The organism is Pseudomonas sp. FG29, from assembly GCF_057809355.1.
On the sequence record NZ_JBMDJU010000027.1, the window covers coordinates 22,695 to 46,201 of the forward strand.

The 23,507-nt window shown below is 64.7% G+C and carries 26 protein-coding genes; 13 read left to right on the forward strand and 13 right to left on the reverse strand.

Going from position 1 to position 23,507, the window contains the following annotated elements; translation table 11 throughout:
• The first annotated feature begins 254 nt into the window (after positions 1 to 254).
• The 6 genes from scpC to ACODS1_RS20785 all read left to right on the forward strand — a co-directional run bounded on the left by scpC (position 255) and on the right by ACODS1_RS20785 (position 5,207).
• Positions 255 to 1,748: a succinyl-CoA:acetate CoA-transferase ScpC gene (gene scpC / locus ACODS1_RS20760; RefSeq protein ID WP_322981752.1), complete on the forward strand. Its 1,494-nt coding sequence runs from the start codon at positions 255 to 257 to the stop codon at positions 1,746 to 1,748.
• 96 nt (positions 1,749 to 1,844) lie between these two features.
• Positions 1,845 to 2,012, forward strand: coding sequence for a rubredoxin (locus ACODS1_RS20765; protein WP_489087152.1), 168 nt, complete (start codon positions 1,845 to 1,847; stop codon positions 2,010 to 2,012).
• A 226-nt stretch (positions 2,013 to 2,238) separates the two neighbouring features.
• Complete coding sequence (locus tag ACODS1_RS20770) at positions 2,239 to 3,387, forward strand: NAD(P)/FAD-dependent oxidoreductase (RefSeq protein ID WP_489087153.1); 1,149 nt, start codon at positions 2,239 to 2,241, stop codon at positions 3,385 to 3,387.
• A 187-nt stretch (positions 3,388 to 3,574) separates the two neighbouring features.
• On the forward strand, positions 3,575 to 3,847 hold the full coding sequence (locus tag ACODS1_RS20775; RefSeq protein ID WP_322981755.1) for an HU family DNA-binding protein: 273 nt from the start codon (positions 3,575 to 3,577) through the stop codon (positions 3,845 to 3,847).
• Between the two features lie 152 nt (positions 3,848 to 3,999).
• The gene (locus tag ACODS1_RS20780; RefSeq protein WP_489087154.1) at positions 4,000 to 4,395 is read left to right on the forward strand and encodes a helicase; all 396 of its coding nucleotides are present in this window, start codon (positions 4,000 to 4,002) and stop codon (positions 4,393 to 4,395) included.
• A 59-nt stretch (positions 4,396 to 4,454) separates the two neighbouring features.
• Positions 4,455 to 5,207 carry a hypothetical protein gene (locus ACODS1_RS20785; protein WP_489087155.1) on the forward strand — a complete coding sequence of 251 codons (753 nt, stop codon included), beginning with the start codon at positions 4,455 to 4,457 and terminating at the stop codon, positions 5,205 to 5,207.
• 95 nt (positions 5,208 to 5,302) lie between these two features.
• Here the strand turns inward: ACODS1_RS20785 and ACODS1_RS20790 are convergent, their stop codons facing one another.
• The 6 genes from ACODS1_RS20790 to exbB form a co-directional block, all read right to left on the reverse strand.
• The gene (locus ACODS1_RS20790; RefSeq protein WP_489087156.1) at positions 5,303 to 6,709 is read right to left on the reverse strand and encodes an aminoacyl-tRNA deacylase and HDOD domain-containing protein; all 1,407 of its coding nucleotides are present in this window, start codon (positions 6,707 to 6,709) and stop codon (positions 5,303 to 5,305) included.
• 91 nt (positions 6,710 to 6,800) lie between these two features.
• On the reverse strand, positions 6,801 to 8,876 hold the full coding sequence (gene recG / locus ACODS1_RS20795; protein WP_489087157.1) for an ATP-dependent DNA helicase RecG: 2,076 nt from the start codon (positions 8,874 to 8,876) through the stop codon (positions 6,801 to 6,803).
• Between the two features lie 7 nt (positions 8,877 to 8,883).
• A complete protein-coding gene (locus ACODS1_RS20800) occupies positions 8,884 to 9,810 on the reverse strand; it encodes a hydrogen peroxide-inducible genes activator (RefSeq protein ID WP_074918722.1) in 927 nt (308 codons plus the stop codon).
• Between the two features lie 114 nt (positions 9,811 to 9,924).
• Entirely contained in the window at positions 9,925 to 10,644 is a 720-nt protein-coding gene (locus ACODS1_RS20805; protein WP_322981760.1) for an energy transducer TonB family protein, read from the reverse strand.
• Positions 10,641 to 11,063 (reverse strand): TonB system transport protein ExbD, encoded by a 423-nt coding sequence (gene exbD / locus ACODS1_RS20810; RefSeq protein ID WP_489087158.1) that lies wholly within the window; start codon positions 11,061 to 11,063, stop codon positions 10,641 to 10,643. The genes ACODS1_RS20805 and exbD overlap by 4 nt, the downstream gene beginning before the upstream one ends.
• Before the next feature lie 3 nt (positions 11,064 to 11,066).
• Positions 11,067 to 12,167: a tonB-system energizer ExbB gene (gene exbB / locus ACODS1_RS20815; RefSeq protein ID WP_489087159.1), complete on the reverse strand. Its 1,101-nt coding sequence runs from the start codon at positions 12,165 to 12,167 to the stop codon at positions 11,067 to 11,069.
• A 187-nt stretch (positions 12,168 to 12,354) separates the two neighbouring features.
• On the opposite strand from exbB, the gene ACODS1_RS20820 reads away from it, so the two are divergent.
• The 3 genes from ACODS1_RS20820 (at position 12,355) to ACODS1_RS20830 (ending at position 14,704) form a co-directional block, all read left to right on the forward strand.
• Positions 12,355 to 13,212 (forward strand): NAD-dependent epimerase/dehydratase family protein, encoded by an 858-nt coding sequence (locus ACODS1_RS20820; protein WP_489087160.1) that lies wholly within the window; start codon positions 12,355 to 12,357, stop codon positions 13,210 to 13,212.
• Between the two features lie 2 nt (positions 13,213 to 13,214).
• Positions 13,215 to 14,015: a helix-turn-helix transcriptional regulator gene (locus ACODS1_RS20825; protein WP_489087161.1), complete on the forward strand. Its 801-nt coding sequence runs from the start codon at positions 13,215 to 13,217 to the stop codon at positions 14,013 to 14,015.
• A gap of 68 nt (positions 14,016 to 14,083) precedes the next feature.
• Positions 14,084 to 14,704 carry a LysE family translocator gene (locus ACODS1_RS20830; protein WP_489087162.1) on the forward strand — a complete coding sequence of 207 codons (621 nt, stop codon included), beginning with the start codon at positions 14,084 to 14,086 and terminating at the stop codon, positions 14,702 to 14,704.
• Positions 14,705 to 14,721: 17 nt separating this feature from the next.
• Here the strand turns inward: ACODS1_RS20830 and ACODS1_RS20835 are convergent, their stop codons facing one another.
• The 6 genes from ACODS1_RS20835 to ACODS1_RS20860 form a co-directional block, all read right to left on the reverse strand.
• Positions 14,722 to 15,453: a hypothetical protein gene (locus ACODS1_RS20835; protein ID WP_489087163.1), complete on the reverse strand. Its 732-nt coding sequence runs from the start codon at positions 15,451 to 15,453 to the stop codon at positions 14,722 to 14,724.
• 59 nt (positions 15,454 to 15,512) lie between these two features.
• Positions 15,513 to 15,893: a RidA family protein gene (locus tag ACODS1_RS20840; RefSeq protein ID WP_322981767.1), complete on the reverse strand. Its 381-nt coding sequence runs from the start codon at positions 15,891 to 15,893 to the stop codon at positions 15,513 to 15,515.
• Between the two features lie 69 nt (positions 15,894 to 15,962).
• Entirely contained in the window at positions 15,963 to 18,074 is a 2,112-nt protein-coding gene (gene spoT, locus ACODS1_RS20845) for a bifunctional GTP diphosphokinase/guanosine-3',5'-bis pyrophosphate 3'-pyrophosphohydrolase (RefSeq protein WP_489087164.1), read from the reverse strand.
• Positions 18,075 to 18,137: 63 nt separating this feature from the next.
• Positions 18,138 to 18,401: a DNA-directed RNA polymerase subunit omega gene (gene rpoZ, locus ACODS1_RS20850; protein ID WP_036998775.1), complete on the reverse strand. Its 264-nt coding sequence runs from the start codon at positions 18,399 to 18,401 to the stop codon at positions 18,138 to 18,140.
• Between the two features lie 94 nt (positions 18,402 to 18,495).
• Positions 18,496 to 19,116: a guanylate kinase gene (gene gmk, locus ACODS1_RS20855; RefSeq protein WP_489087165.1), complete on the reverse strand. Its 621-nt coding sequence runs from the start codon at positions 19,114 to 19,116 to the stop codon at positions 18,496 to 18,498.
• Between the two features lie 52 nt (positions 19,117 to 19,168).
• A complete protein-coding gene (locus ACODS1_RS20860) occupies positions 19,169 to 20,032 on the reverse strand; it encodes a YicC/YloC family endoribonuclease (RefSeq protein WP_322981769.1) in 864 nt (287 codons plus the stop codon).
• A 175-nt stretch (positions 20,033 to 20,207) separates the two neighbouring features.
• On the opposite strand from ACODS1_RS20860, the gene rph reads away from it, so the two are divergent.
• Both rph and ACODS1_RS20870 read left to right on the forward strand, forming a co-directional pair.
• The gene (gene rph, locus ACODS1_RS20865; protein WP_489087166.1) at positions 20,208 to 20,927 is read left to right on the forward strand and encodes a ribonuclease PH; all 720 of its coding nucleotides are present in this window, start codon (positions 20,208 to 20,210) and stop codon (positions 20,925 to 20,927) included.
• Positions 20,928 to 20,955: 28 nt separating this feature from the next.
• A complete protein-coding gene (locus ACODS1_RS20870) occupies positions 20,956 to 21,327 on the forward strand; it encodes a DUF4870 domain-containing protein (protein ID WP_322981771.1) in 372 nt (123 codons plus the stop codon).
• Between the two features lie 52 nt (positions 21,328 to 21,379).
• Here the strand turns inward: ACODS1_RS20870 and crc are convergent, their stop codons facing one another.
• Positions 21,380 to 22,159: a catabolite repression control protein Crc gene (gene crc / locus ACODS1_RS20875; protein WP_489087167.1), complete on the reverse strand. Its 780-nt coding sequence runs from the start codon at positions 22,157 to 22,159 to the stop codon at positions 21,380 to 21,382.
• An 80-nt stretch (positions 22,160 to 22,239) separates the two neighbouring features.
• Here crc and pyrE point away from each other — a divergent pair, with 80 nt between their 5' ends.
• On the forward strand, positions 22,240 to 22,881 hold the full coding sequence (gene pyrE, locus ACODS1_RS20880; RefSeq protein WP_013717752.1) for an orotate phosphoribosyltransferase: 642 nt from the start codon (positions 22,240 to 22,242) through the stop codon (positions 22,879 to 22,881).
• A 21-nt stretch (positions 22,882 to 22,902) separates the two neighbouring features.
• Positions 22,903 to 23,499: a DUF4124 domain-containing protein gene (locus ACODS1_RS20885; protein ID WP_489087168.1), complete on the forward strand. Its 597-nt coding sequence runs from the start codon at positions 22,903 to 22,905 to the stop codon at positions 23,497 to 23,499.
• Positions 23,500 to 23,507: the final 8 nt, after the last annotated feature.

Below are 23,507 nucleotides of genomic sequence, written 5' to 3' on the forward strand. Positions count from 1 at the left end.
GTCCGAGCCGAATGACTGCGGGCAGCAAGTCCGATGCCAGCCGCGCTCAAGCGCCTGGAGTGGGGCGTGTCGGCACGTGGCCGTATTTCCCTGCACCAAAGGCAGGCGGGTGCCTGGCTTTGGTGCAGGGAACAGAAAAATCCGACGAAAGGCCCGCCCTAGAGCCATCAATGCGACCTTGGTCGAGCATGCGAAGCGGGCGCGCAGGCCTAGACTGCCGCTCCTCCGTGACCCTGCCTTTCGAGGTTTTCCCGATGCATTCTGATCGCGTGCGGCTGCCTGCGCTGCTGGACAAGGTGATGACGGCGGCCGACGCGGCCGCATTGATCGAGGACGGCATGACCGTCGGCATGAGCGGCTTCACCCGCGCCGGCGAGGCCAAGGCGGTGCCGCTGGCGCTGGCCGAGCGCGCGCGCCAGCAGCCGCTGAGCATCAGCCTGATGACCGGCGCTAGCCTGGGCAACGACCTCGACAAGCAGCTCACCGAAGCCGGCGTGCTGGCCCGGCGCATGCCATTTCAGGTCGACGCCACGCTGCGCAAGGCGATCAACGACGGCCGCGTGATGTTCATCGACCAGCACCTGTCGGAAACCGTCGAGCAACTGCGCAACCACCAGTTGAAGAAGCCCGATATCGCGGTGATCGAGGCGGTGGCCATCACCGAACAGGGGCATATCGTGCCGACCACCTCGGTGGGCAACTCGGCCAGCTTCGCCATCTTCGCCGAGCGGGTGATCGTCGAGATCAACCTGGCGCACAACCCGAACCTCGAAGGTCTGCACGACATCTATATCCCCACTTACCGGCCGACGCGCACGCCGATCCCGCTGACCCGCGTGGACGATCGCATTGGCGCCACGGCGATTCCGATTCCGGCAGAGAAGATCGTCGCCATCGTCATCAGCGAGCAGCCGGACTCACCCTCCACCGTGCTGCCGCCGGACGCCGAAACTCAGGCCATCGCTGACCACCTGATCGCCTTCTTCAAGCGCGAAGTGGACGCCGGGCGCATGAGCAACAGCCTCGGCCCGCTGCAGGCCGGCATCGGCTCCATCGCCAACGCGGTGATGTGCGGCCTGATCGACTCGCCGTTCGAGGGCCTGAGCATGTACTCCGAGGTGCTGCAGGACTCCACCTTCGACCTGTTCGACGCCGGTAAGCTGGCCTTTGCCTCGGGCAGTTCGATTACCCTCTCGGCGCGGCGCAATGCCGACGTATTCGGCAATCTGGAACGCTACAAGGATCGGCTGGTGCTGCGCCCGCAGGAAATTTCCAACCACCCCGAGGTGGTGCGGCGTCTGGGCATCATCGGCATCAATACGGCGCTGGAGTTCGACCTGTACGGCAACGTCAACTCCACTCACGTGGGCGGCACCAGGATGATGAACGGCATCGGCGGCAGCGGCGATTTTGCCCGCAATGCCCACCTGGCGATCTTCGTCACCAAGTCCATGGCCAAGGGCGGGGCGATTTCCAGCGTGGTGCCGATGGTCAGCCACGTCGACCACAGCGAGCATGACGTCGACATCCTCGTCACCGAGCAGGGCCTGGCCGATCTGCGTGGCCTAGCGCCGCGCGAGCGGGCGCGGGTGATCATCGACAATTGCGTGCACCCGGATTTCCGCGCTGCGCTGAACGACTACTTCGAGCGTGCCTGTCAGCGTGGCGGCCACACGCCGCACATCCTGCGCGAAGCGCTGCAATGGCACATCAACCTGGAAGAGACCGGGCGCATGCTTGCCGGCTGATGCCCAACCTCCGACTGGCTGGCCGGCGCTCGTCTGGCCAGCCGGCCTGCGATCCAGTAGGGTGTGTTCCCGCCAGCTTCCCCGGAGGTTCGATCCATGCGCAAGTGGCAATGCATCGTCTGCGGGTTCATCTACGACGAGGCCCTGGGCCTGCCCGAGGAGGGCATCGCCCCAGGCACGGTCTGGGAAGACGTGCCGCCTGACTGGGTCTGCCCGGACTGTGGCGTGGGCAAGGTTGATTTCGAGATGATCGAGATCGTCTGAGAACCTGTTCAGAATCTGCTGCGCGTCGGCCATGCTGCGTTGAAACCAGCCTCAAAATGCTCATTTACAACTAGTAAACTGCGCTTTTTCGCCTGGTTTCGCCTTGCCTGGCTCTAGCTCGGGAGATCCTGAACAGGTTCTGAGCACGGCGAGTTGGCATGAACAACGGATCAATGGCGACAGCTTTTAGGCCGTCGCGTCGTTTTCGCAGTGAGGAATCATCCCCATGAGTGCACCTGTCGTCATCGTCGGCACCGGCCTGGCCGGCTACAACCTGGCCAAAGAGTGGCGCAAGCTCGACAGCGAGACGCCGCTGCTGCTGATCAGCGCCGATGACGGTCGCTCCTACTCCAAGCCGATGCTGTCCACCGGCTTTGGCAAGAACAAGGACGCCGCCGGCCTGGTGATGGCCGAGGTCGGTGCCATGGCCGAGCAGCTCAAGGCGGAAATCCGCACCCATACCCGCATCACCGGCATCGACCCGGGCCACAAGCGCCTGTGGATCGGCGAAGAGGCCGTGCCCTACCGCGACCTGGTGCTGGCCTGGGGCGCCGAGCCGATCCGCGTGCCGGTGGCCGGCGATGCCGAGGACGCGATCTTCCCGATCAACGACCTCGAGGATTACGCCCGCTTCCGTGCGGCTGCTGCTGGCAAACGCCGGGTGCTGATTCTCGGTGCCGGCCTGATTGGCTGCGAATTCGCCAACGACCTGCGCCTGGGTGGTCTGGAGGTCGATGTGGTGGCGCCGTGCGAGCAAGTGATGCCGGGGCTGCTGCCAGCGGCTGCTGCGGCTGCAGTGCAGGCCGGTCTGGAAGGCCTGGGCGCGCGCTTTCACCTCGGCCCGACCCTGGCCAGCCTGCAGCACCAGGGGGAAGCGCTGCAGGCGCACCTGTCCGATGGCACGCTGATCGACTGCGATCTGGTGGTGTCCGCCGTCGGCCTGCGCCCGCGCACCGCACTGGCTGCCGCGGCGGGGCTGGATATCAACCGGGGCGTCATGGTCGACCGGCAGTTGCGCACGTCCCACGCCAATATCTTCGCCCTCGGCGACTGCGCCGAGGTCGATGGCCTCAACCTGCTCTACGTCATGCCGCTGATGAGCTGCGCACGCGCCCTGGCCAAGACCCTGGCCGGCGAGCCGACGGCAGTGGCCTACGGCCCCATGCCGGTGACGGTGAAAACCCCGGCCTGCCCGCTGGTGGTGTCGCCGCCTCCCCTCGGCCGCCACGGCGAATGGACGGTCGAAGGTGCGGGGGCCGATATCAAGGCCCTGTGCCGCGATGCCGATGGTGCCTTGCTTGGCTACGCCCTGACCGGCACGGCAGTGCAGGAAAAACTGGCCCTGAACAAGGAATTGCCAGCGCTCTTGGCGTGATTGCCTGGCGTTCTGTCGGAAACGCCACGAAAAACTCCCTGCAAAGCGCGCTGTGGCACTGGCGCAGTACCAGCGAGCGTGCCATTCTGCCTGGGTCTGCCGCAGCGCAGAGCTGTTGCGGCGCCTTGGGCGCTGTTCTGGAAGAACAGCACGGACACAACAACAAAAAACCGTCACAGAGGCATCTATGCGTAAACCGGAACTCGCCGCCGCCATCGCCGAAAAGGCTGATCTGACCAAGGATCAGGCCAATCGTGTACTCAACGCCGTGCTCGAAGAAATCACCAATGCGCTGAACCGCAAGGACAGCGTGACCCTGGTGGGCTTCGGCACTTTCGTCCAGCGTCATCGCGGTGCCCGCACGGGCAAGAACCCGCAAACCGGTCAGCCGGTCAAGATCAAGGCCAGCAACACCGTTGCCTTCAAGCCGGGCAAGGCCCTGAAAGACGCCGTCAACTAAGCGCCGTTCACTGCACGCCCCGCAATCGCCCTCTGTTTCGCAGGGAGCGCTTGCGGGGCGTGTCGTTTCAGGGCCGTGCTTTTGACAGGCTGTAGTCTTGCGAGAAAACCACTACAATGCGCGCCCATCCTCTTCGATCATGAGGCCTGTGCATGAAATTTCGTTTCCTTCTGTGGATGCTGGGCCGGCTGATGGCCAAGGCCAGCCGTGAGAATCCGGCGTTCCAGCAGCAGCTGGAAGGGCGTGATCTGGTCTTTCAGTTGCACACCCTGGACGGCAAACTGGCGCGACACTTCATCGTCAAGAACCAGCGAGTCACCAGCAAGCGTGGCCCGGCCGAAGCCCCGGCCTTCGCCATCGGTTTCAAGGATGCCGCCTACGGTTTCGCCACCATGACCGCCAAGAACAAACAGCTGGCATTCATGCAGGGCATTCAGGACAAGGCCATCCAGATCCAGGGCAACCCGGCGCTGGTCATGTGGTTCCAGGGCCTGACCAAGTACCTGATGCCGAAAAAGAAGCGCGATTCGGCGAAAAAGGCCGCCTGACTGGCTGTAAGCCGGCGCATTGATTAGGCTGCCAGCACGTCTCTGCGGAAAGCCCGATCATGCGCCTGTATCTGTTGCCCTGCCTGCTGCTGTCGACTGCCTTGGCACGTGCCGAGCCCGTTGCACCGTCTGCCCTGCCGCCGTTGTTCGAATTGGCGGGTATCCAGTTGCTGTGCGAACAGACGGTGCCGATGCTGCAGCAGGGCCAGGAGCAGAAGCAGCAGGCACTGCTGGGCGAATTGTTCGAAGGGCAGTTGTTTTGCCAGCAACTCGCCGAACGTGTCGCGCCGCAGCTCGATCACGCTCAGGTAGCGGAAATTCAGCGCTTGCTCCAGGGTGAGCTGGCGCAGCGCTTCACTGCCGCCGAGCGATCGGTTGGCGAGCAGCCCGAAGCATTGGCCGAGTACCGCGAGCGGCTGCAGCAGCAGCCGGTACGTGGCGCACGTCTGGAATTGGTGCGGCGGCTCGACCAGGCTGCCCACACCACCGACCTGGCCAGCCTGCTGCGTTACGAGGTGGGCAAGACCCAGGCGCTGCTGGCGCTGAGGGCGCGTGGCGATACCCTGGATGAGCAGCCCCTGCAGGAACAGACCCAGACGCAAGCCCAAGCCATCCGCCGCTCCAGCGAGCAGGCGGTGGAATCCTTCATGCTCTATGCCTATCGGCAGATGCCCAGCGATCAGCTCGCGGAATATGCCAGCCTCTACGAACAGCCCAGCGTGCGCCTGCTGTTCAGCGCCAGCCTGGAGGTAGTGCCGCAGCTGTTCGCCGAGCGCCGCGAGCGGATTCGTCAGAAGGCAGGCAAGCCGTAGGGCGGCCTAGAGAGCGAAGCGAACAGCCCGCCACAGCATGCTGCTTCGCAACACCTGCATGACGGCAGTAGCGCGAAGCAGGGGCGGGCCGTCACTCAGTGCGCAGGCTGAAACTGCGCAGCCAGTTCGCGCAGGGCGGCTTCGGCGCTGAGCACCTTGCTCACGGCGTCTTCGGCTTTTTCCCGGCTCAGGCCCAATGCCTCGAACAGCTCCTCGGGAATCTCGCCTTGCGGCCCAGCACCGATGCCGCGGTTGCGCAGCAGGCTGACGGCCAGGCACACCAGATTAGCGAAGGCGGCATTGTCACCGGCATAGCTCGGGTCATGCTGGAAGCGCAGCGCGCAGGCCAGTTCCTCGGGCATGTCCCAGTGGCGCATCAGCCAGGCACCGATCTGTTCGCGGGTGATACCCAGCAGATGCTGCTCGATATGACTGTGGGACAGGTGCGGGTTGACCTCCAGGTGCCGGCAGATCAGCGAGAAATGCGGTGGGAAGACGTGCGCCAGCACCAGATAACCGAAGTTGTGCAGCAGCCCGGCGAGATAGGTCAGGCCCGCTTCCGGACGCTGTGCGCGCGGCATGGCGCGGGTCAGGCCCTCGATCACCGCGGCAGTGTAGATCGCCTGCTGCCAGTAGGGCGTGGCGTGTTGCGGCTGATCCTTGGGCAGGCTCAGGGTCTTGCCCAGCGCCAGGCCGAGGGCCAGGTTGATTACCAGGTCGAAGCCCAGCACGCGGACGATGGCATCTTCCACCGAGCGAATCTTGCCGGGCGCGGCGTAGTAGGGCGATGCCGCCCAGCTGACCACCTGGGCAGCCAGCGCCGGGTCGGTCTCGACCACGCCGGTGATGTCATCGACCGTGGCATTGGGATCGACCCGCAGCTTGATGATCTTTTGCGCGGTTTCCGGTAGCGGCGGGATCTCGATGGTTTCTTCCAGGCGCTGCTGAATGCGGCGTGCGGTAAAGGCCTGCACGGCCTGGGTGATCTCCGCGCGGTCATCGTCGGGGCGGTCGAGGTTCAGGCGGATGGCGCTGACCGGCTCGCCGAAGCGTGCCGCGCTGGCCTTGCTGAGCAGGGACTTGAAGGCATCCGTGGGGATTTCCAGAAGCACGCCGGGCTGACCGGAGTCGATCAGCAACTGCGGTACCTGCAGCAGGCGCTCCTCGTACAGGCAGGGCGAACTGGTCAGCGGCGGCAGGGCGGGCAGGCTACCGAGGTTGTGCTTGCCGAGCATGCGCTCCAGGCGTTCCGGCTTGACGGCGGTCAGCTGGCGTCCGGTGAGTTCGGCCAGACGCGCCAGGTCGAGCAGGTGGCTGCGTGGGTATAGCACCAGCAGGGCGCCGACGGCATCGTCCAGCAGCACGGCCTGGACGCGCGCTTCGGCAGGCAGGCCGGGGCGCTCTGCGCAGACGCGGTAGGGCAGGTTGAGTTTCTCCAGCAACTGCAGGATGACCGCAGGTGGCTGCGGGGCGGCGTCGGGGGCGAGGGCGGCTTCGGTCATATCGATATCCAGCGTTGGCGCATCTGACCCGGAGTATAACCAGTGAGTCGTTACGCATTGGTTCGTGGCGACGGTTGTCCTGTGATTTTGTTCACACTTGACCGTATTGCTGGCCGTGACGCAACCAGCGTTCCAACAGTGGGGCCACATGTTGCGGCCAATGTTCCATGAGTGCCTGCGCAGCATCGCGCACCGCCGGCAGCAGGTCGGCATCGCGCATCAGGTCGGCGACCTTGAACTGCAGCAGACCGGTCTGCCGGGTGCCGAGCATTTCACCCGGGCCGCGCAGCTCCAGATCCTTCTCGGCGATGACGAAGCCATCGGTGGTTTCGCGCATGATCGCCAGGCGCTCGCGACCGAGCTGCGACAGCGGCGCGTGGTAGAGCAGCACGCAGTGGCTGGCGGCGCTGCCACGGCCGACTCGGCCGCGCAGCTGGTGCAACTGGGCCAGGCCCAGACGTTCGGGGTTCTCGATGATCATCAGGCTGGCGTTGGGCACGTCGACACCGACTTCGATCACCGTGGTCGCCACCAGCAACTGCAGCTGGCCCTGCTTGAATTCGTCCATCACCGCGGCCTTCTCGGCCGGTTTCATGCGTCCATGGATCAGGCCTACGCGCAGCTCGCCGAGGGCGGCAGAGAGTTCCTCGAAACTGGTTTCGGCAGCCTGGCAGGTCAGTTCTTCGGACTCTTCGATCAGGGTGCACACCCAGTAGGCCTGGCGTCCCTGCTGGCAGGCATTGCGCACGCGCTCGACCACTTCATCGCGGCGGCTGTCGGCGATCACCAGGGTATTCACCGGTGTGCGGCCGGGCGGCAGTTCGTCGAGGATCGAGGTGTCCAGATCGGCGTAGGCGCTCATCGCCAGGGTGCGCGGGATGGGCGTGGCGGTCATGATCAGTTGGTGCGGGCAGAGGCGCCCGTCGATGCCCTTCTGGCGCAGGGCCAGGCGCTGTTGCACGCCGAAGCGGTGCTGCTCGTCGATGATCACCAGGGCCAGGCGCTGGAACTTCACCTCGTCCTGGAACAGCGCATGGGTGCCGACCACCATCGGGCAGCCGCCCGCGATTTGCTCAAGCGCCGCTGTGCGGGCCTTGCCCTTGAGCTTGCCGGCCAGCCAGGCGACATCCAGGCCGAGTGGTGCCAGCCATTTGCTGAAGTTGAGGAAGTGTTGCTCGGCGAGAATCTCGGTCGGCGCCATCAGCGCTACCTGATAGCCGGCCTCCAGCGCCTGCAGCGCGGCCAGGGCGGCGACCACCGTCTTGCCGGCGCCGACATCACCCTGCACCAGGCGCAGCATGGGTTCGCTCTGCGCGAGATCGTAGGCGATCTCGGCGCCGACGCGTTGCTGCGCGCCGGTCGGGGCGAAGCCGAGATTCTGCAGGTACAGCTGCGGCAGCCTCTGCGCCGGTGGCAGGGCCGGCGCCTGCTGGCGCCGTACCTGCTCGCGCAGGCGCTGCAGGGAGAGCTGATGCGTCAGCAGCTCCTCGAAGGCCAGGCGGTGCTGCGCCCAATGGCGGCCCTCGGCAAGTTCTTCGACATCGGCATCCGGCGGCGGTCGATGCAGGTAGCGGATGGCCTCATCCAGCGGCGCCAGGCGGTAGTCGCGGGCCAACTGGTCGGGCAGCCAGTCCGGCAGGCTGTGCGGGCCCAAGCGCGCCAGGGTCTGCTGGCTGAGCTGGCGCAGACGTTGCTGGGTCAGACCCTCGGTGGTCGGGTAGATGGGGGTCAGGCTCTGCTCGACCGGCGCGGGTTCGTCACCGTTCTGCGCGCGGTATTCCGGATGGTAGATCTCCAGGCCGGTGGCGCCGGGGCGTACCTCGCCGTAGCAGCGCAGGGCAGTGCCGCGCTTGAGGCCGTCCTTCTGCGCCTGGCTGAAGTGGAAGAAGCGCAGGCTCAGGGTGCCGCTGCCGTCCTGCAGGCGTACCAGCAGGCTGCGCCGCCGGCCCATGACCACGTCGGCACCGGCGACGATGCCTTCGACCACCGCATCCTGCCCCGGCCGCAGCGCGCCGATGGGGGTGATGCGGGTGCGATCCTGGTAGCGCAGCGGCAGGTGGAACAGCACGTCCTGCAGGTTTTCCAGGCCGACCTTGGCGAGTTTTTCCGCCAGTGCGGCGCCCACGCCCTTGAGCGCGGTGACCGGGACTGTCGCCAGCTCGCCCACGCTGACCTCAGGCGCTCTTGGCCTGCGGGCGGGCCACCGAGCACAGGCGGATGGAGTCGGCCAGCACCTCGATGGCGTTGGGGCGCGGGAAGCTGGCGCGCCAGGCGATGGCCACGGTACGGAATGGCGTCGGCGCAGTGAGCGGACGCACCTCGATCACGCCCGGCGCGTAGTGATGGCTGTCCACCGCCGAGAACGGCAGGATCGACACACCAAGACCCGAGGCAACCATGTGACGAATGGTTTCCAGCGAGCTGGATTCCACCGTGGTGTGCTTGGCATTGTCCTCACCGCCCTTGCGCAGCGACGGGCAGGCTTCGAGCACCTGATCGCGGAAGCAGTGGCCTTCGCCGAGCAGCAGCAGGCTCTTGTCGTTGAGCAGCTTGGCATCGATGCTCTCCAGCGCCGCCCAGGGGTGGCCGGCCGGCAGGAGCGCGTAGAAGGGCTCGTCGTACAGAGGCTTGGTCAGCACATCGGCTTCCTGGAAGGGCAGGGCGATGATGATGGCGTCCAACTCGCCGGTGCGCAGCTTGTCGCGCAGCACGTGAGTGAAGTTCTCTTCGATGTACAGCGGCATGTCCGGCGCGACCCGGTGCAGTTGCGGAATCAGGTGCGGGAACAGGTAAGGGCCGACGGTGTAGATCGCGCCGATCTTCAGTGGCGCGGCCAGCTGGTTCTTGCCGGCCTGAGCCAGTTCGCGAATGCCCTGGGCCTGCTCCAGCACCTTCTGTGCCTGGGTGACGATGCCTTCACCGACCGGGGTCAGGCGTACGGCGCTCTTGCTGCGTTCGAAGATCAGTACGCCGAGCTCGTCCTCCAGCTTCTTCACGCCCACCGACAGGGTCGGCTGGCTGACGTGGCAGCGCTCGGCCGCGCGGCCGAAATGCTGTTCCTGAGCGAGGGTGACGATGTAACGCAGTTCGGTGAGGGTCATAGTCTTTTTCCATTGAACTGCGGCAAGCATAGCGGGTGTAGTCAATGGAACCAACCGGGCCGCTAGAAACAAGCGGCCCGTCTGCGACCCTGCCCATGCCGGGCGCGATGGCGTTCAGCGATCCAGCTTGAAGTTCAGCGGGAATTTGATCGCGATCCTGCCGTCGCTCAACACCTTGGCGGGCGGCGCTGGTACCGGGCTGTGGCGGCGCAGCTGGCGCTGCACGTCCTGGTCGAAGGCGCGACGAGCGGTGGAGCTCTGAATCTCGCTGTCGACGATGCGCCCCTGGCTATCGATGGTGAAGTTGACCACCAGCGCGTGCTGGCTGCCCGGACGATTGAGGCGTCGCTCACGCTCCGGATACTGCAGGCGCTTGCTCAGGTAGGCCTGTAGCTTGGCCAGCCACAGGGCCTTTTCGCGGTCGATCTCGTTTTGCTCGACTTGCTGCGACCTGACCGGGGCATTCACCGGCGCAGGGGCTTTTTCCTGCGTGGCGACCTTGGGCGCTTCAGGTTGCGGCTTGACCTCAGGCTTGGGCGGCTGAGGTTTGACCACCGGCTTGGGTTTCGGCTTGGCGATGACGATCTTCGGCTTCGGCGCTTCGACGACTTCGGGGATCGGTTCTGGCTCCGGCTCGACCACCGGCTGTGGTGGCGTTGGCTCAGGCGTGGGCTCGGGAATCGGCTCCAGCTCGATGAGCATGGCGGCGGGCTCCAGCGTGATCGTCGGCACCTCTGGCTTCCAGTGCGAAGCCAGGAGGTAGAGGCCGATATGCAGGCCGAGCGCGACGAGCAGGCAGATGGCCCATAACGGCAGGCGGCGCGTTTGGCTCATTTCTGTCCGACCGTTTCCAGGCCGACCAGGCCAATCTTCAGGTAGCCGGCGCCGCGCAGTTGATCCAGCACGCTCATCAGGTCGGAGTACTCCACGCCCTTGTCACCTCGGACGAAGATGGTCTTTTCCTTGTCGCCGCCGGTCATGCGATCCAGCGACGCCTTGAGTTGGGTCGGGTCGATCTGCTGGTTGTCCAGGTACAGGCTGGTGTCGTCCTTGATGCTCAGGTACACCGGCTTGTCCGGGCGTGGCACGGGCTTGGCGGTGGAGGCGGGCAGGTCGATCTTGACGTCCACGGTGGCCAGCGGTGCGGCGACCATGAAGATGATCAGCAGCACCAGCATCACGTCGATGAACGGCGTGACGTTGATCTCGTGCGTTTCCTGCAGGTCGTCGCTTTCTTGCAGATGGATGCCCATGGCTCAGCCCGCCTTGACCATGTGCGGAGCCTGGCGCTCGGCCGGCAGGTGGTCGAGGTCGCGGCTGACCAGCAGCAGCACCTGAGCGGAAGCATCGGCCACCTGGGCTTTGTAGGCGGCGATGGAGCGGGCGAAGGCGTTGTAGATGATCACGGCCGGGATCGCCGCGACCAGGCCCAGTGCGGTGGCCAGCAGGGCTTCGGCGATACCCGGTGCGACCACGGCGAGGTTGGTGGTCTGCGATTTGGCGATGCCGATGAAGCTGTTCATGATGCCCCAGACGGTGCCGAACAGGCCGACGAAGGGCGCAGTCGAGCCGATGGTGGCGAGAATGCCGGTACCCAGGCTCATCTGCCGGCCAGTGGCGGCGACCATACGCTCGAGGCGGAAGCTGACGCGCTCCTTGATGCCGTCGGTCTCGCGCACGCTGCCGGAGAGTTTCACTTCCTCCAGCGCATCCTGTACCAGGCGGTGAGAAATGCAGGCCTCGCCATTCATGCTGCTGCCGGCTTCCTTGAGGGTGCGCGCGGCCTTCAGCACCGGCAGTTCACGACGCAGGCGGCGTTTGGCGCGGATCAGTTCGAAGCTCTTGGCCAGCCACACGGTCCAGGTCAGCACCGAGGCCAGCAGCAGGCCGATCATCACCGACTTCACCACGATGTCGGCGTTCTGGTACATGCCCCAGGGCGACAGGTCGTGCCCGGCCAGCATGCCGTCGTCTTCGGCCGCCGCGTCCAGGTCATCGCCCGGGTTCAGGGCCTGATCGACAGCCGCCAGGGTTTCCTCGATCTTTTCAGCGGGAGCGCCCTGTGCAGTCAGGGTCTGGCGCGTCGTCTCGCGAATCTGCTCCGGCGTGGCCTGCGGGCCAAGCGCTTGCAGCTTGCTGCTCAGCTCGTCGTTGCCGGCTGGCAGGGCCGCTTGCAGCGGCGCCTGAGGCGCGGCTGCGGCAGGGGCCGCTTCGGTCGCCGCCGCGGGGGCTTTGGCGGGCTCGTCGGCGAATACCTGGGTAGCAGGCAGCAGCGTCAGGCCAAACAGGAGTGCGGCCAGTGCTGGAGCGCGACGGAAGAGCGAGGAGAGCTGGGCGGTGCGGGCAATAGGTTTCATGGTCGGACCTGAACGATGAATTGCGGTATCACCCGTCCTTGAGCGGCGGCGGGTAAAGAGCTGCATTATTGCAATTAATTCTTGTTTGTGAAAGTGATACTGTAACGTTTAGCCGAGGTCTCCGACCGGCGTTTGCCGTCGCGGGGTGCGCCCTCTATCCTCGACTCTTTTTGCGGAGGCCCAGACCATGTCCGAATTTCCTCGTGTGCTGATCGCCGGTTGTGGCGACGTCGGCACTCGCCTGGCTCTGCGTCTGCAGGCCCGCGGCTGGACGGTGTACGGCCTGCGTCGCAACGTGGCGGCCTTGCCCGAGACGATCCATGCGGTGGCGGGCGATCTGCACGCCGATGCCTGTCCTGCCGCCTGGCCGCAGGGGCAACTGGATTACCTGGTGTATTGCGCAGCGGCTACCACGCATGACGAAGCCGGTTACCGCGCCGCCTATGTCGAAGGGCTGCGGCGTGTGCTGGGCTGGCTGGCGCAGCACGGGCAACGGCCACGTCGCATACTGTTCGCCTCCAGCAGCGGCGTATATGGCCAGCAGCAGGGCGAGTGGGTCGACGAGGATTCGCCGGCCGAAGCGCAGAGTTACTCGGCGCGGATCATGCGCGAGGCGGAGAGCCTTGCCCTGAACAGTGGCCTGCCGGCGACCACGGTGCGCCTGACCGGGCTCTACGGCCCTGGCCGCCAGTGGTTGCTGAACCAGGTACGCAATGGCTATCGGGTGAGCGAGAACCCACCGCTGTTTGGCAATCGCATCCATGTCGATGATGCCGCCGGGCTGATGGCTCATCTGCTGGAAGCCGACCACAGTGGCGTTGCCCTGGATAACTGCTACCTGGGCGTGGACGACGAGCCCGCGCCGCTGCATGAGGTGGTGGCCTGGTTGCGTGAGCAACTGGGGGTCAGCCATTGGAGCGACGAAGCGCAGGTACGGCGTGCTGGCAGCAAGCGCTGTCGCAACGCCCGCGCCCGCAGCCTGGGCTGGGCACCGCAATACCCCAGTTATCGCGAGGGCTACAGCGCGATCCTGCAGGACGTCTGAACGTGGCCGGTAACCGCCTGCTGGCCAAGCCCTGGTTGCCCGGTGTGGAGCTCTTCCATGCCGACTTTTCCGGCCAGCCTTTCGGGCGTCATAGCCATGATGCCTTCGCCATCGGAGCCATCGTTGAGGGCGTCGGTGGCTATCAGTGCCGAGGCGAGCGCCATGCCCTGCCGGCCGGCACCCTGTCGCTGATGAATCCCGAGGAACCGCACACCGGCCATGCCGAGTCGCCGCGACTGATCTACCGCATGCTCTATGTCGAGGAGGCGCGCCTGCCGGCGCTGCTCGGGCGCAAGCGTCTGCCCGACGGTTTCCGCCAGCTCAATCCGCAGGACGATGGCCAGGTGGCGGCCGGTCTGCTGCGTCTGGCCGGCGAGTTCGAGCGCAGCGATGCGCTGGTGCTGGAGAGCGAACTGCTGGCGCTTTTGGAACTGGTCTTCATCCGGCACGGCGGTTTGCGCGCCGCGCGCCCGGCCAGCCGTGATGGCGGCGTCACGCTGCAAGTCCGTGATTATCTGGAGGCGCACTATGCCGATGCGATCAGCCTGGAGCAGTTGGCTGACCTGGTGCAGCGTCATCCACGCCATCTGATCGACGCTTTTCGTCGTGCCTACGGCGTGCCACCCCATACCTACCTGCTGCAGCGCCGGGTGCGTGAGGCCAAGCGCCTGCTGCTCGGCGATCAATCGCCGCTGACGGTGGCCTTGAGCCTGGGGTTCTACGATCAGGCGCACTTCTCCGGTACGTTCAAGCGCTTCACCGGCGTCACGCCCGGGCAGTTCCGCCGCGCCGCCCAGGCCTGAGTTTTCTCCAAGACCGAGAGCCTTGGCTCTGGCGAGACTGGCTTCCTTTGCCGAGGAGGTCGCTTGCGATGGTCGCGTTGTTCCTGTTGGTTGCCAGCACCCATTTCGCGGCGCTGTTGTCGCCGGGGCCGGATTTCTTCCTGCTGATCCGTACTGCACTCGGCGAGGGGCGTCGTCAGGCCGATGGCTGTGCAGCGGGCATTGCCCTGGCCAATCTCTCGAGCATGCAGCTGGTGTTGCTTCTGCTCGGCGCATTGCCGGCTCAGGGCGGCCTGTTCTGGCGCGTGCTACAGGCTCTGGGGGGCGCCTACTTCATCTGGATCGGTTGGCAGGCGCTGCTCGCCGGACGCGACCTGCAGTTGCCAGCCGGTGAACAACGCCAGGACGGCAGCTGGTGGCGCGGCCTGCGTCAGGGGCTGCTGGCCAGCAGCTGCAACCCCAAGCTGCCGCTGTTCTATGCCGGGCTGTTCGGCGTGCTGCGTGACGCCGCGATGCCAGGCTGGGGCCTGGCATTGGCCATGCTGTGGATGACCCTGGTGGTCTGGGGCTGGGATCTGGCCCTGGTGCGCCTGCTGGGCCGCCAGCGCTGGCGGGCCTGGCTGCAGCGCCAGGTGCGCTGGCTGGATCGAGTGTGCGGGGCGTTGTTGCTGGCGATGGGGCTCTGGCTGGTGCTCGGCAGCGCACTATGAGGCGCTGCCGGCATTGGCTATTTGCGCTTGAGCAGCCAGCGCTGTGGGCCAGGTTGGTACTCGGGCATCTCGTCGAACTGGGCGCGGTTCTGGGCATCGAAGATGCGCAGCTGATTGCCCTCATGCACGAAGATCCAGGGGCTGCCCTGTTCGCCCAATTGCAGCCAGATGCTGTCGTTGTCTCCGCTCATGGCGGCGCAATCACCCGCCAGGCACAGAGCGTAGCGTTCTGCACCGGGCAGGCCCTCTACCGTGCCATCGGCCGCGAAACGCACCAGGCCGCCACGGCCGGGCCCCTTCTCGATCAGCCAGTCGCCACCCAGGTAGGCGCGATACAGGGCGCGCTCGAAGTTGCTGCCGGGGGTGGTTTGAGCTTCTGCGGCGGGAACGCGGGTGAACTGCTGCTCGGGCCAGTAATCGCTGGCGTCCTGGGTCAACTGGTCGTGAGACAGGCTCAGGCGTTCGCGATAGTCGCCATAGAAGGTGACCTGCCAGTGCTGCGGGTCGATACGCTGCAGGCGGCCCTCGGCGACCTCGAAACCGTTGCTGTAGGTGGCTTCCTGCTTGGCGGCGTCGATCTGCCATTCGAGGTTGGGGCCGTAGGCCGCCAGTGCTTCGCGCAGGTGACCGCTCTCGCGTGCGGCATCGATGGCGGACTGGTTGATCCAGGTACCGCTGGGGTCGTCGTTCGACTTGCTGGCGCATCCTGCCAGGACGGAGCTGCACAGCAGCAGGGCGATCAGGCGCATGACGGTCTCCACACGGGGAGAAAGAAGGAACAGGCGGGGCCAGAGCCCCGCCGCCGGACTTACTCGATGACCAGGATGGCGTCCATCTCTACCTGCGCGCCGCGCGGCAGAGCGGCCACGCCGATGGCGGCACGCGCCGGGTAGGGCTGCTCGAAGTAACGGCCCATGACTTCGTTGACCTTGGCGAAGTGCGACAGGTCGGTAAGGAAGATGTTCAGCTTGACGATGTCCTTGAACGAACCGCCGGCTGCTTCGGCCACGGCCTTGAGGTTCTCGAACACTTGTACGGTCTGCGCTTCGAAGCCTTCGACCAGCTCCATGCTCACCGGATCCAGCGGGATCTGCCCGGACATGTAGACGGTGTTGCCGGCCTTGATCGCCTGAGAGTAGGTGCCGATGGCGGCAGGGGCCTTGTCGCTGCTGATGACGGTCTTGCTCATGAATCGCTCCTTGTGAGGACTGACTGGGTCGAGCGCCCAGCCTACAGACTGGAAATTAGGGAAATTGTGTCAGGCGCGTACTCGAGTGATGCGGGTCACGCCCTTGAGCGCGCGCAGTTTCTTGATCACGCGGGCCAAATGCACGCGGTCATGCACGCTGACCACCAGTTGCACCACGCTGATGCGGCCGTCGCGTTCGTCCATGCTGATCTTCTCGATGTTGCCATCGGCAGCGTTGACGCTGCTGGCCAACAGGGCGATCAGGCCGCGCTGGTGTTCCAGCTCGACGCGCAATTCGACGTTGAACTCGCCAGTGACGTCCTTGGCCCAGTTGAGCTGGATGCATTTTTCCGGGTTGTGGCGGATGTCGACGATGTTCCGGCAGCTCTCCATGTGTACCACCATGCCCTTGCCAGCGGACAGGTAGCCGACGATGGGGTCGCCCGGAATCGGTGTGCAGCACTTGGCGTAGCTCATCACCAGGCCTTCAGTACCACGGATCGCCAGCGGCCCTTCGCTGCTCGGCAGGGTGTCGTCGCCACTTTCGGCGACCAGACGGCGGGCGACGACGTAGGCCATGCGATTGCCCAGGCCGATGTCTTCGAGCAGGTCTTCGATGACTTCCTGGCGATATTCGCCCAGCACGGCCTGTACACGCTCGGGGGCGATCTTCTCCAGGTGCGTGTCGAAGCTGGCCAGCACCTTGTTCAGAAGGCGCTCGCCGAGGCTGATGGATTCCGAACGGCGCTGCTGCTTGAGGGCGTGGCGGATGTGCGTGCGCGCCTTGCCGGTGACCACGAAGTTGAGCCAGGCCGGATTGGGGCGTGCGCCCGGTGCGGTGACGATTTCCACTGTCGAGCCGCTTTCCAGCGCCTGCGACAGCGGCGCCAGGCGGCGGTTGATACGGCAGGCGATGCAGGTGTTGCCGACGTCGGTGTGCACCGCGTAGGCGAAATCGACCGCAGTGGAGCCTTTGGGCAGCTCCATGATGCGGCCCTTGGGCGTGAACACGTAGACCTCGTCCGGGAACAGGTCGATCTTCACGCTCTCGATGAATTCCAGCGAGTTACCGGCGCGTTGCTGCAGCTCCAGCACGCCCTTGACCCACTGCCGCGCGCGGGCGTGGTTGCCCTTCGGTACTTCGTCGTCGTTGGACTTGTACAGCCAGTGCGCGGCGATGCCGTTGTTGGCCATCTCTTCCATTTCGCGGGTGCGGATCTGGATCTCGATGGGCACGCCGTGCATGCCGAACAGCGTGGTGTGCAGCGATTGGTAGCCGTTGGCCTTGGGAATCGCGATGTAATCCTTGAAGCGTCCAGGCAGCGGCTTGTACAGGTTGTGCACGGCGCCGAGCACGCGGTAGCAGGTGTCGACCTTGTCGACGATGATGCGGAAGGCGTAGACGTCCATGATCTCGTTGAACGCCTTACGTTTGCCGCGCATCTTCTGGTAGATGCTGTAGAGGTGCTTCTCGCGGCCGATCACTTCGCCTTCCATGCCCTCGCGCTGCAGGCACATCTGGATCGATTCCTCGATCTTGGCGACGATTTCCTTGCGGTTGCCCCGAGCGCGGCGCACAGCGGCGCGGATGCGCTCGGAGCGCATCGGGTGCATGGCCTTGAAGCCCAGGTCTTCGAACTCCACGCGCATGTTGTGCATGCCCAGCCGGTTGGCGATGGGGGCGTAGATTTCCAGGGTTTCCTTGGCGATGCGCCGGCTCTTCTCGTGCGGCATGGCATCGAGGGTGCGCATGTTGTGCAGGCGGTCGGCGAGCTTGACCAGAATCACGCGGATGTCGCGGGCCATGGCCATGGCCATCTTCTGGAAATTCTCGGCCTGCGCCTCGGCCTTGGTCTCGAAGTTCATCTGAGTCAGCTTGCTGACCCCGTCGACCAGTTCGGCCACGGTTTCGCCGAACTGCGCGTTGAGCGCTTCCTTGGCGATGCCGGTGTCTTCGATCACGTCGTGCAGCATGGCGGCCATCAGGCTCTGATGATCCATGTGCATTTCGGCGAGGATGCTGGCCACGGCCAGCGGATGGGTCACGTAGGCTTCGCCACTGCGGCGGCGTTGGCCATCGTGCGCCTGTTCGGCGTAGAAGTAGGCTCGGCGTACCAGGTTGACCTGGTCATGGCCGAGGTAGGCCGAAAGTCGGTCGGCGAGAGCGTCTATGCCAGCCATGGGGTATTCCCTTCAGGGCTGGCTTGGCTACACGCCGCGCGACTTCGACCCGGCATCATCGACTTACAGAGGCTCGTTGGCCTCTTCCTCGAAGGCAGCGAACAGCGGCTCTTCCTCGACGATGTCTTCCTGGGCGATCACTTCATAGTCCACCAGGCCAGCCGCGATTTCGCGCAGGGCCACGACGGTGGGCTTGTCGTTTTCCCAAGCCACTTTCGGCTCTTTGCCGCCGGTGGCCAGCTGGCGCGAACGCTTGGTCGCGAGCATGACCAGTTCGAAGCGGTTATCAACGTTGTCCAGGCAATCTTCGACGGTAACGCGAGCCATGGTGTTCCTCGTAACGTGTGCGGATAAGCTTGGCCCGAGCGGGCGAGCGGACTGGATAGTCTAAAAAATCACCAGCGACAATGGAAGCGCTGTTTTACGCCAGCAGTTCGCTGAGCAGGCCGGCATGGCGCTGCTGTTGCTGAGTTTGCGACAACTGGTTGCTGCGGAAGATGGCTTTCAGATCGCTCAGGGCGTGGTTGAAGTCATCGTTGATCACTAGGTAGTCGTACTCGACGTAGTGGCTCATCTCGCTGACGGCTTCGCGCATGCGCCGCTCGATGATCTCGCCGCTGTCCTGGCCGCGATTGGTCAGGCGGTGGCGCAGGGCTTCCTGGGTCGGCGGCAGGATGAAGATGGACTTGGCCTGCGGCATCAGCTTGCGCACCTGCTGCGCGCCCTGCCAATCGATCTCCAGGATCAGGTCGAAGCCTTCGGCCAGGGTCTGCTCGACCCAGGTTTGCGAGGTGCCGTAGAAGTTGTCGAAGACCTGCGCATGTTCGAGGAACTCGCTGCGCTCGATCATGGCGCTGAACTGCGCATGGTCGACGAAGTGGTAGTTCACCCCGTTTTCTTCGCCTGGGCGCATGGCGCGAGTGGTGTGTGACACCGAGACGCGAATCTGCGGTTCGCTGTCGATCAACGCCTTGACCAGGCTGGTCTTGCCGGCGCCGGACGGTGCGGAAACGATATAGAGGGTGCCGGTGGTGATGGCCATGAAAATGTCCTGATGAATCGGTGAGCGAAAGATAGCAGCCGTCTGGCTGGTGTTACTCGATGTTCTGCACCTGCTCGCGCATCTGCTCGATCAATACCTTGAGGTTGACCGCAGCTTGCGTGCTGCGCGGGTCGAATGCCTTGGACCCGAGCGTGTTGGCCTCGCGGTTGAGCTCCTGCATCAGGAAGTCCAGACGACGACCGGCAGCACCGCCGGCCTTGAGCACGCGACGCACTTCGCTGACGTGGGTGCTGAGGCGATCCAGCTCTTCGGCCACGTCACTCTTCTGCGCCAGCAGCACGAGTTCCTGCTCCAGGCGTTGCGGGTCGAGCTCGGCCTGCATCTCGGCGAAGCGGGTTTCGATCTTCTGGCGTTGGCCGGCGAGCATCTGCGGCACCAGTTCGCGCAGGGCGGCGACTTCGTCGAGGATGCTGTCGAGGCGTTCATTGAGCAGCTTGGCCAGCTCGGCGCCTTCGCGGGCACGGCCGGCCTTGAGCTCGCCCAGTGCCTGGTCGAACAGCTTCAGCGCAGCGGCGTTGAGTGCTTGCGGATCGGCCGAGTCGGCCACCAGCACGCCGGGCCAGGCCAGCACTTCCAGGGGGTTGAGCGGCGCCGGTTGTTTGATCAGTGCGGCGACCTGTTCGGCGGCAGTGATCAACTGGCGCGCACGCTCGCTGTCGACCTGCAGTTGCTGGCCAGCACTCTCTTCGGCGAAGCGCAGGGTGCATTCCACCTTGCCGCGCGACAGCCCCTGGCGCAGCGCTTCGCGCACCGCGCCTTCGAGGTCGCGGAAGGCATCGGGCAGGCGCAGGTGCGGTTCCAGGTAGCGGTGATTGACCGAGCGCAGTTCCCAGCTCAGGGTGCCGTGGGCGGTTGCCTGCTCGTTGCGGGCAAAGGCCGTCATGCTGTGAACCATGGGATACCTCGTGGTGGTCGGCTCGAAAAACGCAGGATTGTAGCCCACGCGGCTGGCTCATTTCATGTGCAGGCGGTCGGGCCTGTGGTCTGCTCGCGCCAATTCGACGTGTCGTGCGGGTCGAGCGCCCCCTATAATGCGTGCTGTTTTCACTTAACGAAGTAGGTATCGCTCGATGAAACGTCCCAGTGGCCGCGCCGCCGATCAGTTGCGCTCGATTCGCATCACCCGCAACTACACCAAGCACGCCGAGGGTTCGGTGCTCGTCGAGTTCGGCGATACCAAGGTGATCTGCACCGTCAGTGTCGAGTCCGGCGTGCCGCGCTTCCTCAAAGGCCAGGGCCAGGGCTGGCTGACCGCCGAATACGGCATGCTGCCGCGTGCCACTGGCGAGCGTAACCAGCGTGAAGCCAGCCGCGGCAAGCAGGGTGGTCGTACCCTGGAAATCCAGCGCCTGATCGGCCGTTCGCTGCGCGCCGCACTGGACATGAGCAAGCTGGGCGAGAACACCCTGTACGTCGACTGCGACGTGATCCAGGCCGACGGCGGTACCCGTACCGCCTCGATCACCGGCTCGATGGTGGCGCTGATCGATGCGCTGAAAGTGCTGAAGAAGCGTGGCGGGCTCAAGGGTGAGCCACTCAAGCAGATGATTGCTGCCGTATCGGTTGGTATCTATCAGGGCGAGCCGGTGCTGGATCTGGACTACCTGGAAGATTCCGCTGCCGAGACCGATCTCAACGTGGTGATGACCAACGCGGGTGGTTTCATCGAGGTGCAGGGCACCGCCGAGGGCGCGCCGTTCCAGCCCGAGGAGTTCAATGCCATGCTGGCGTTGGCGCAGAAGGGCATGAACGAGATATTCGAACTGCAGAAAGCTGCGTTGGTCGACTGAGCCCACGCGCATCGCAAGGAGACGCCGCATGAGTGAAGAGTTCCAGGTACCGCAACCCGTTCCTAGCCAGGAAGCGCGTCAGTGGGCGATGTTCTGCCACTTTGCGGCCTTTCTCGGGCTGGTGTTTCCCTTCGGCAGCCTGCTGGGACCGCTGATCGTCTGGCAGGTGAAGAAGGACATGGATCCGTTCGTCGACGCGCAGGGCAAGGAGGCGCTGAACTTTCAGATCAGCGTCGCGCTGGCGGCGGCTGTGTGCGTCCTGCTGATGGTCGTGGTGATCGGCTTTCCGTTGCTCATGCTGCTGGGCCTGGCCGCGCTGGTGCTGACCATCATCGCCGGGATCAAGGCCAACGAGGGCAAGGCTTATCGCTATCCCTTCAGCTGGCGCTTGGTGAAGTAAACGAGCGAGCAACAAAAAGCCGGCGATCAGCCGGCTTTTTCATGTCTGCAGATCAGATGCTGAGGATCCAGTCGTAATCGACGATCAGCGGCGCATGCTGGGAGAAGCGCGGCTGGCGCGGCAGGCGAGCGCTGCGTACGGTGCGACGCATGCCTGGCGTGAGAATCTGATAGTCGAAGCGGTAGCCCAGGTTGAGCATTTCCGCCTGCTCGCTGTCTGGCCACCAGCTGAACTGGTCGCCTTCGCGGCTGACTTCGCGCAGGGCATCCACGTAGCCCATGCTGCCGACCACTTCATCCATCCAGGCGCGCTCGGGCGCGAGGAAGCCTGGCGATTGCTGGCAGTCGCGCCAGTTCTTCACGTCCAGCTTCTGGTGCGCGACATGCAGCGAGCCGCAGTAGATGTACTCGCGGCGCTTGCGCCGTTGCTTGTCCAGATAATGGGTGAAGTCGTCCATGAACTTGAATTTCTGATTCAAGCTCTCGTCCCCGTCTCGGCCCGTAGGCAGAAGCAGGGTGGCAATACTGACTTTGTCGAAATCTGCCTGCAGGTAGCGCCCGTAGCGATCGGCCATTTCAAAGCCGAGGCCGCTGATCACCGCCTTGGGTTGCAACCGCGAGTAAAGGGCCACGCCACCTTGGCTGGGCACTTCACCGTCGCATGCATAGAGGAAATAGCCATCCAGCTGGAAGGCCTGGTCGTCCATTTCAAAGGCGGAGGCACGGGTGTCTTGCAGGCAGATCACGTCGGCATTCTGAGCTTGCAGCCAACTGAGCAAACCTCGCTCGGCCGCAGCCTGAATACCATTCACGTTCACACTGATGATCCGCATAAATGGCCCCCAAAAACACGTGCGTGTATGATACCCGAGCTCACCTCATTTAGCTAAATCCGTGCCGTCCGGGGCTTTTCATGCAAGCGTACCAGCGCGATTTCATTCGCTTTGCCATCGAACGTGGGGTTCTGCGTTTCGGTCAGTTCACCCTCAAATCCGGGCGCACCAGCCCTTATTTCTTCAATGCCGGTCTGTTCGACAGCGGTCTGGCGCTGGCCCAGCTGGGGCGTTTCTACGCCGCTGCCATCGTCGACAGTGGCATCGACTTCGATGTGCTGTTCGGTCCGGCCTACAAGGGCATTCCGCTGGCGGCGACCACCGCCGTGGCGCTGGCCGAGCATCATCAGCGCGATCTGCCCTGGTGCTTCAACCGCAAGGAAGCCAAGGATCATGGCGAAGGCGGCACCCTGGTCGGCGCGCCGCTCAAGGGCCGTGTGCTGATCGTCGATGACGTGATCACTGCCGGCACTGCCATCCGCGAGGTCATGCAGATCATCCAGGGCCAGGGCGCTCAGGCTGCCGGCACGCTGATCGCGCTGAACCGCCAGGAGCGTGGTCAGGGTGAGTTGTCTGCCATCCAGGAAGTCGAGCGCGACTTCGGCATGCCCGTAGTGAGCATCGTGTCACTCGAGCAGGTACTGGAATATCTGGCAGGGGATGCTGAACTGAAGCAATATCTGCCGGCTGTCGAAGCCTACCGCGCCGAGTACGGAATCTAGCCCTAGCACAAGGTCTTCCCTATGCCTGCACCGCTCCTGACCCGCTGTACGCTGCTGCTTGGCCTACTGCTACCGTTGTCCGGAGTGGCTGCCGAGCTGTATCGCTATGTCGATGCCAAGGGTGTCACCGTGCTCAGTCGGCAGGGCGTGCCGCCCGAGCTGATCGGCAAGGGCTATGAGGTGCTCAACGACCAGGGGCGCGTGGTGCGCGTGGTGCCGCCGGCGCCTACGCCTGAGGAATACGCGCGCATGCAGGCGCAGAAGGCGCGTGCCAGCAATGACGCGCAGCTGTTGCGCTTGTACTCCAATCTCGATGATGTCGATCGTGCGCGTGGGCGCAAGCTGGCGGAGCTGGATGGGGTGATAGGAGTGGCGCGCGGTAATCTGCAGTCGGTGCGTACCCAGCAGGCCAACCTGCAGAGTCAGGCCGCCGATCACGAGCGGGCGGGGCGCCAGGTGCCGGAGCCCTTGCTGGTTCAGATCAACAATCTCAAGGACGAGCAGCAGCGTCTGCAGCGCGATATCGCCCGTTACAAGGAAGCGCGCAATCAGGCCGAGGCCGATTTCGCTGCGGATCGTGCACGGCTGGCCGAACTGTTCGGCGGCAAACGCCAGTAAACCCCACT

Excerpts from the sequence above, each read along its gene's own strand:
- scpC (WP_322981752.1), top strand. The coding sequence starts at position 255 with ATGCATTCTGATCGCGTGCGGCTGCCTGCGCTGCTGGACAAGGTGATG.
- ACODS1_RS20765 (WP_489087152.1), top strand. The coding sequence starts at position 1,845 with ATGCGCAAGTGGCAATGCATCGTCTGCGGGTTCATCTACGACGAGGCC.
- ACODS1_RS20770 (WP_489087153.1), top strand. The coding sequence starts at position 2,239 with ATGAGTGCACCTGTCGTCATCGTCGGCACCGGCCTGGCCGGCTACAAC.
- ACODS1_RS20775 (WP_322981755.1), top strand. The coding sequence starts at position 3,575 with ATGCGTAAACCGGAACTCGCCGCCGCCATCGCCGAAAAGGCTGATCTG.
- ACODS1_RS20780 (WP_489087154.1), top strand. The coding sequence starts at position 4,000 with ATGAAATTTCGTTTCCTTCTGTGGATGCTGGGCCGGCTGATGGCCAAG.
- ACODS1_RS20785 (WP_489087155.1), top strand. The coding sequence starts at position 4,455 with ATGCGCCTGTATCTGTTGCCCTGCCTGCTGCTGTCGACTGCCTTGGCA.
- ACODS1_RS20790 (WP_489087156.1), bottom strand. The coding sequence starts at position 6,709 with ATGACCGAAGCCGCCCTCGCCCCCGACGCCGCCCCGCAGCCACCTGCG.
- ACODS1_RS20800 (WP_074918722.1), bottom strand. The coding sequence starts at position 9,810 with ATGACCCTCACCGAACTGCGTTACATCGTCACCCTCGCTCAGGAACAG.
- ACODS1_RS20805 (WP_322981760.1), bottom strand. The coding sequence starts at position 10,644 with ATGAGCCAAACGCGCCGCCTGCCGTTATGGGCCATCTGCCTGCTCGTC.
- exbD (WP_489087158.1), bottom strand. The coding sequence starts at position 11,063 with ATGGGCATCCATCTGCAAGAAAGCGACGACCTGCAGGAAACGCACGAG.
- exbB (WP_489087159.1), bottom strand. The coding sequence starts at position 12,167 with ATGAAACCTATTGCCCGCACCGCCCAGCTCTCCTCGCTCTTCCGTCGC.
- ACODS1_RS20820 (WP_489087160.1), top strand. The coding sequence starts at position 12,355 with ATGTCCGAATTTCCTCGTGTGCTGATCGCCGGTTGTGGCGACGTCGGC.
- ACODS1_RS20830 (WP_489087162.1), top strand. The coding sequence starts at position 14,084 with ATGGTCGCGTTGTTCCTGTTGGTTGCCAGCACCCATTTCGCGGCGCTG.
- ACODS1_RS20835 (WP_489087163.1), bottom strand. The coding sequence starts at position 15,453 with ATGCGCCTGATCGCCCTGCTGCTGTGCAGCTCCGTCCTGGCAGGATGC.
- ACODS1_RS20840 (WP_322981767.1), bottom strand. The coding sequence starts at position 15,893 with ATGAGCAAGACCGTCATCAGCAGCGACAAGGCCCCTGCCGCCATCGGC.
- spoT (WP_489087164.1), bottom strand. The coding sequence starts at position 18,074 with ATGGCTGGCATAGACGCTCTCGCCGACCGACTTTCGGCCTACCTCGGC.
- rpoZ (WP_036998775.1), bottom strand. The coding sequence starts at position 18,401 with ATGGCTCGCGTTACCGTCGAAGATTGCCTGGACAACGTTGATAACCGC.
- gmk (WP_489087165.1), bottom strand. The coding sequence starts at position 19,116 with ATGGCCATCACCACCGGCACCCTCTATATCGTTTCCGCACCGTCCGGC.
- ACODS1_RS20860 (WP_322981769.1), bottom strand. The coding sequence starts at position 20,032 with ATGGTTCACAGCATGACGGCCTTTGCCCGCAACGAGCAGGCAACCGCC.
- rph (WP_489087166.1), top strand. The coding sequence starts at position 20,208 with ATGAAACGTCCCAGTGGCCGCGCCGCCGATCAGTTGCGCTCGATTCGC.
- ACODS1_RS20870 (WP_322981771.1), top strand. The coding sequence starts at position 20,956 with ATGAGTGAAGAGTTCCAGGTACCGCAACCCGTTCCTAGCCAGGAAGCG.
- crc (WP_489087167.1), bottom strand. The coding sequence starts at position 22,159 with ATGCGGATCATCAGTGTGAACGTGAATGGTATTCAGGCTGCGGCCGAG.
- pyrE (WP_013717752.1), top strand. The coding sequence starts at position 22,240 with ATGCAAGCGTACCAGCGCGATTTCATTCGCTTTGCCATCGAACGTGGG.
- ACODS1_RS20885 (WP_489087168.1), top strand. The coding sequence starts at position 22,903 with ATGCCTGCACCGCTCCTGACCCGCTGTACGCTGCTGCTTGGCCTACTG.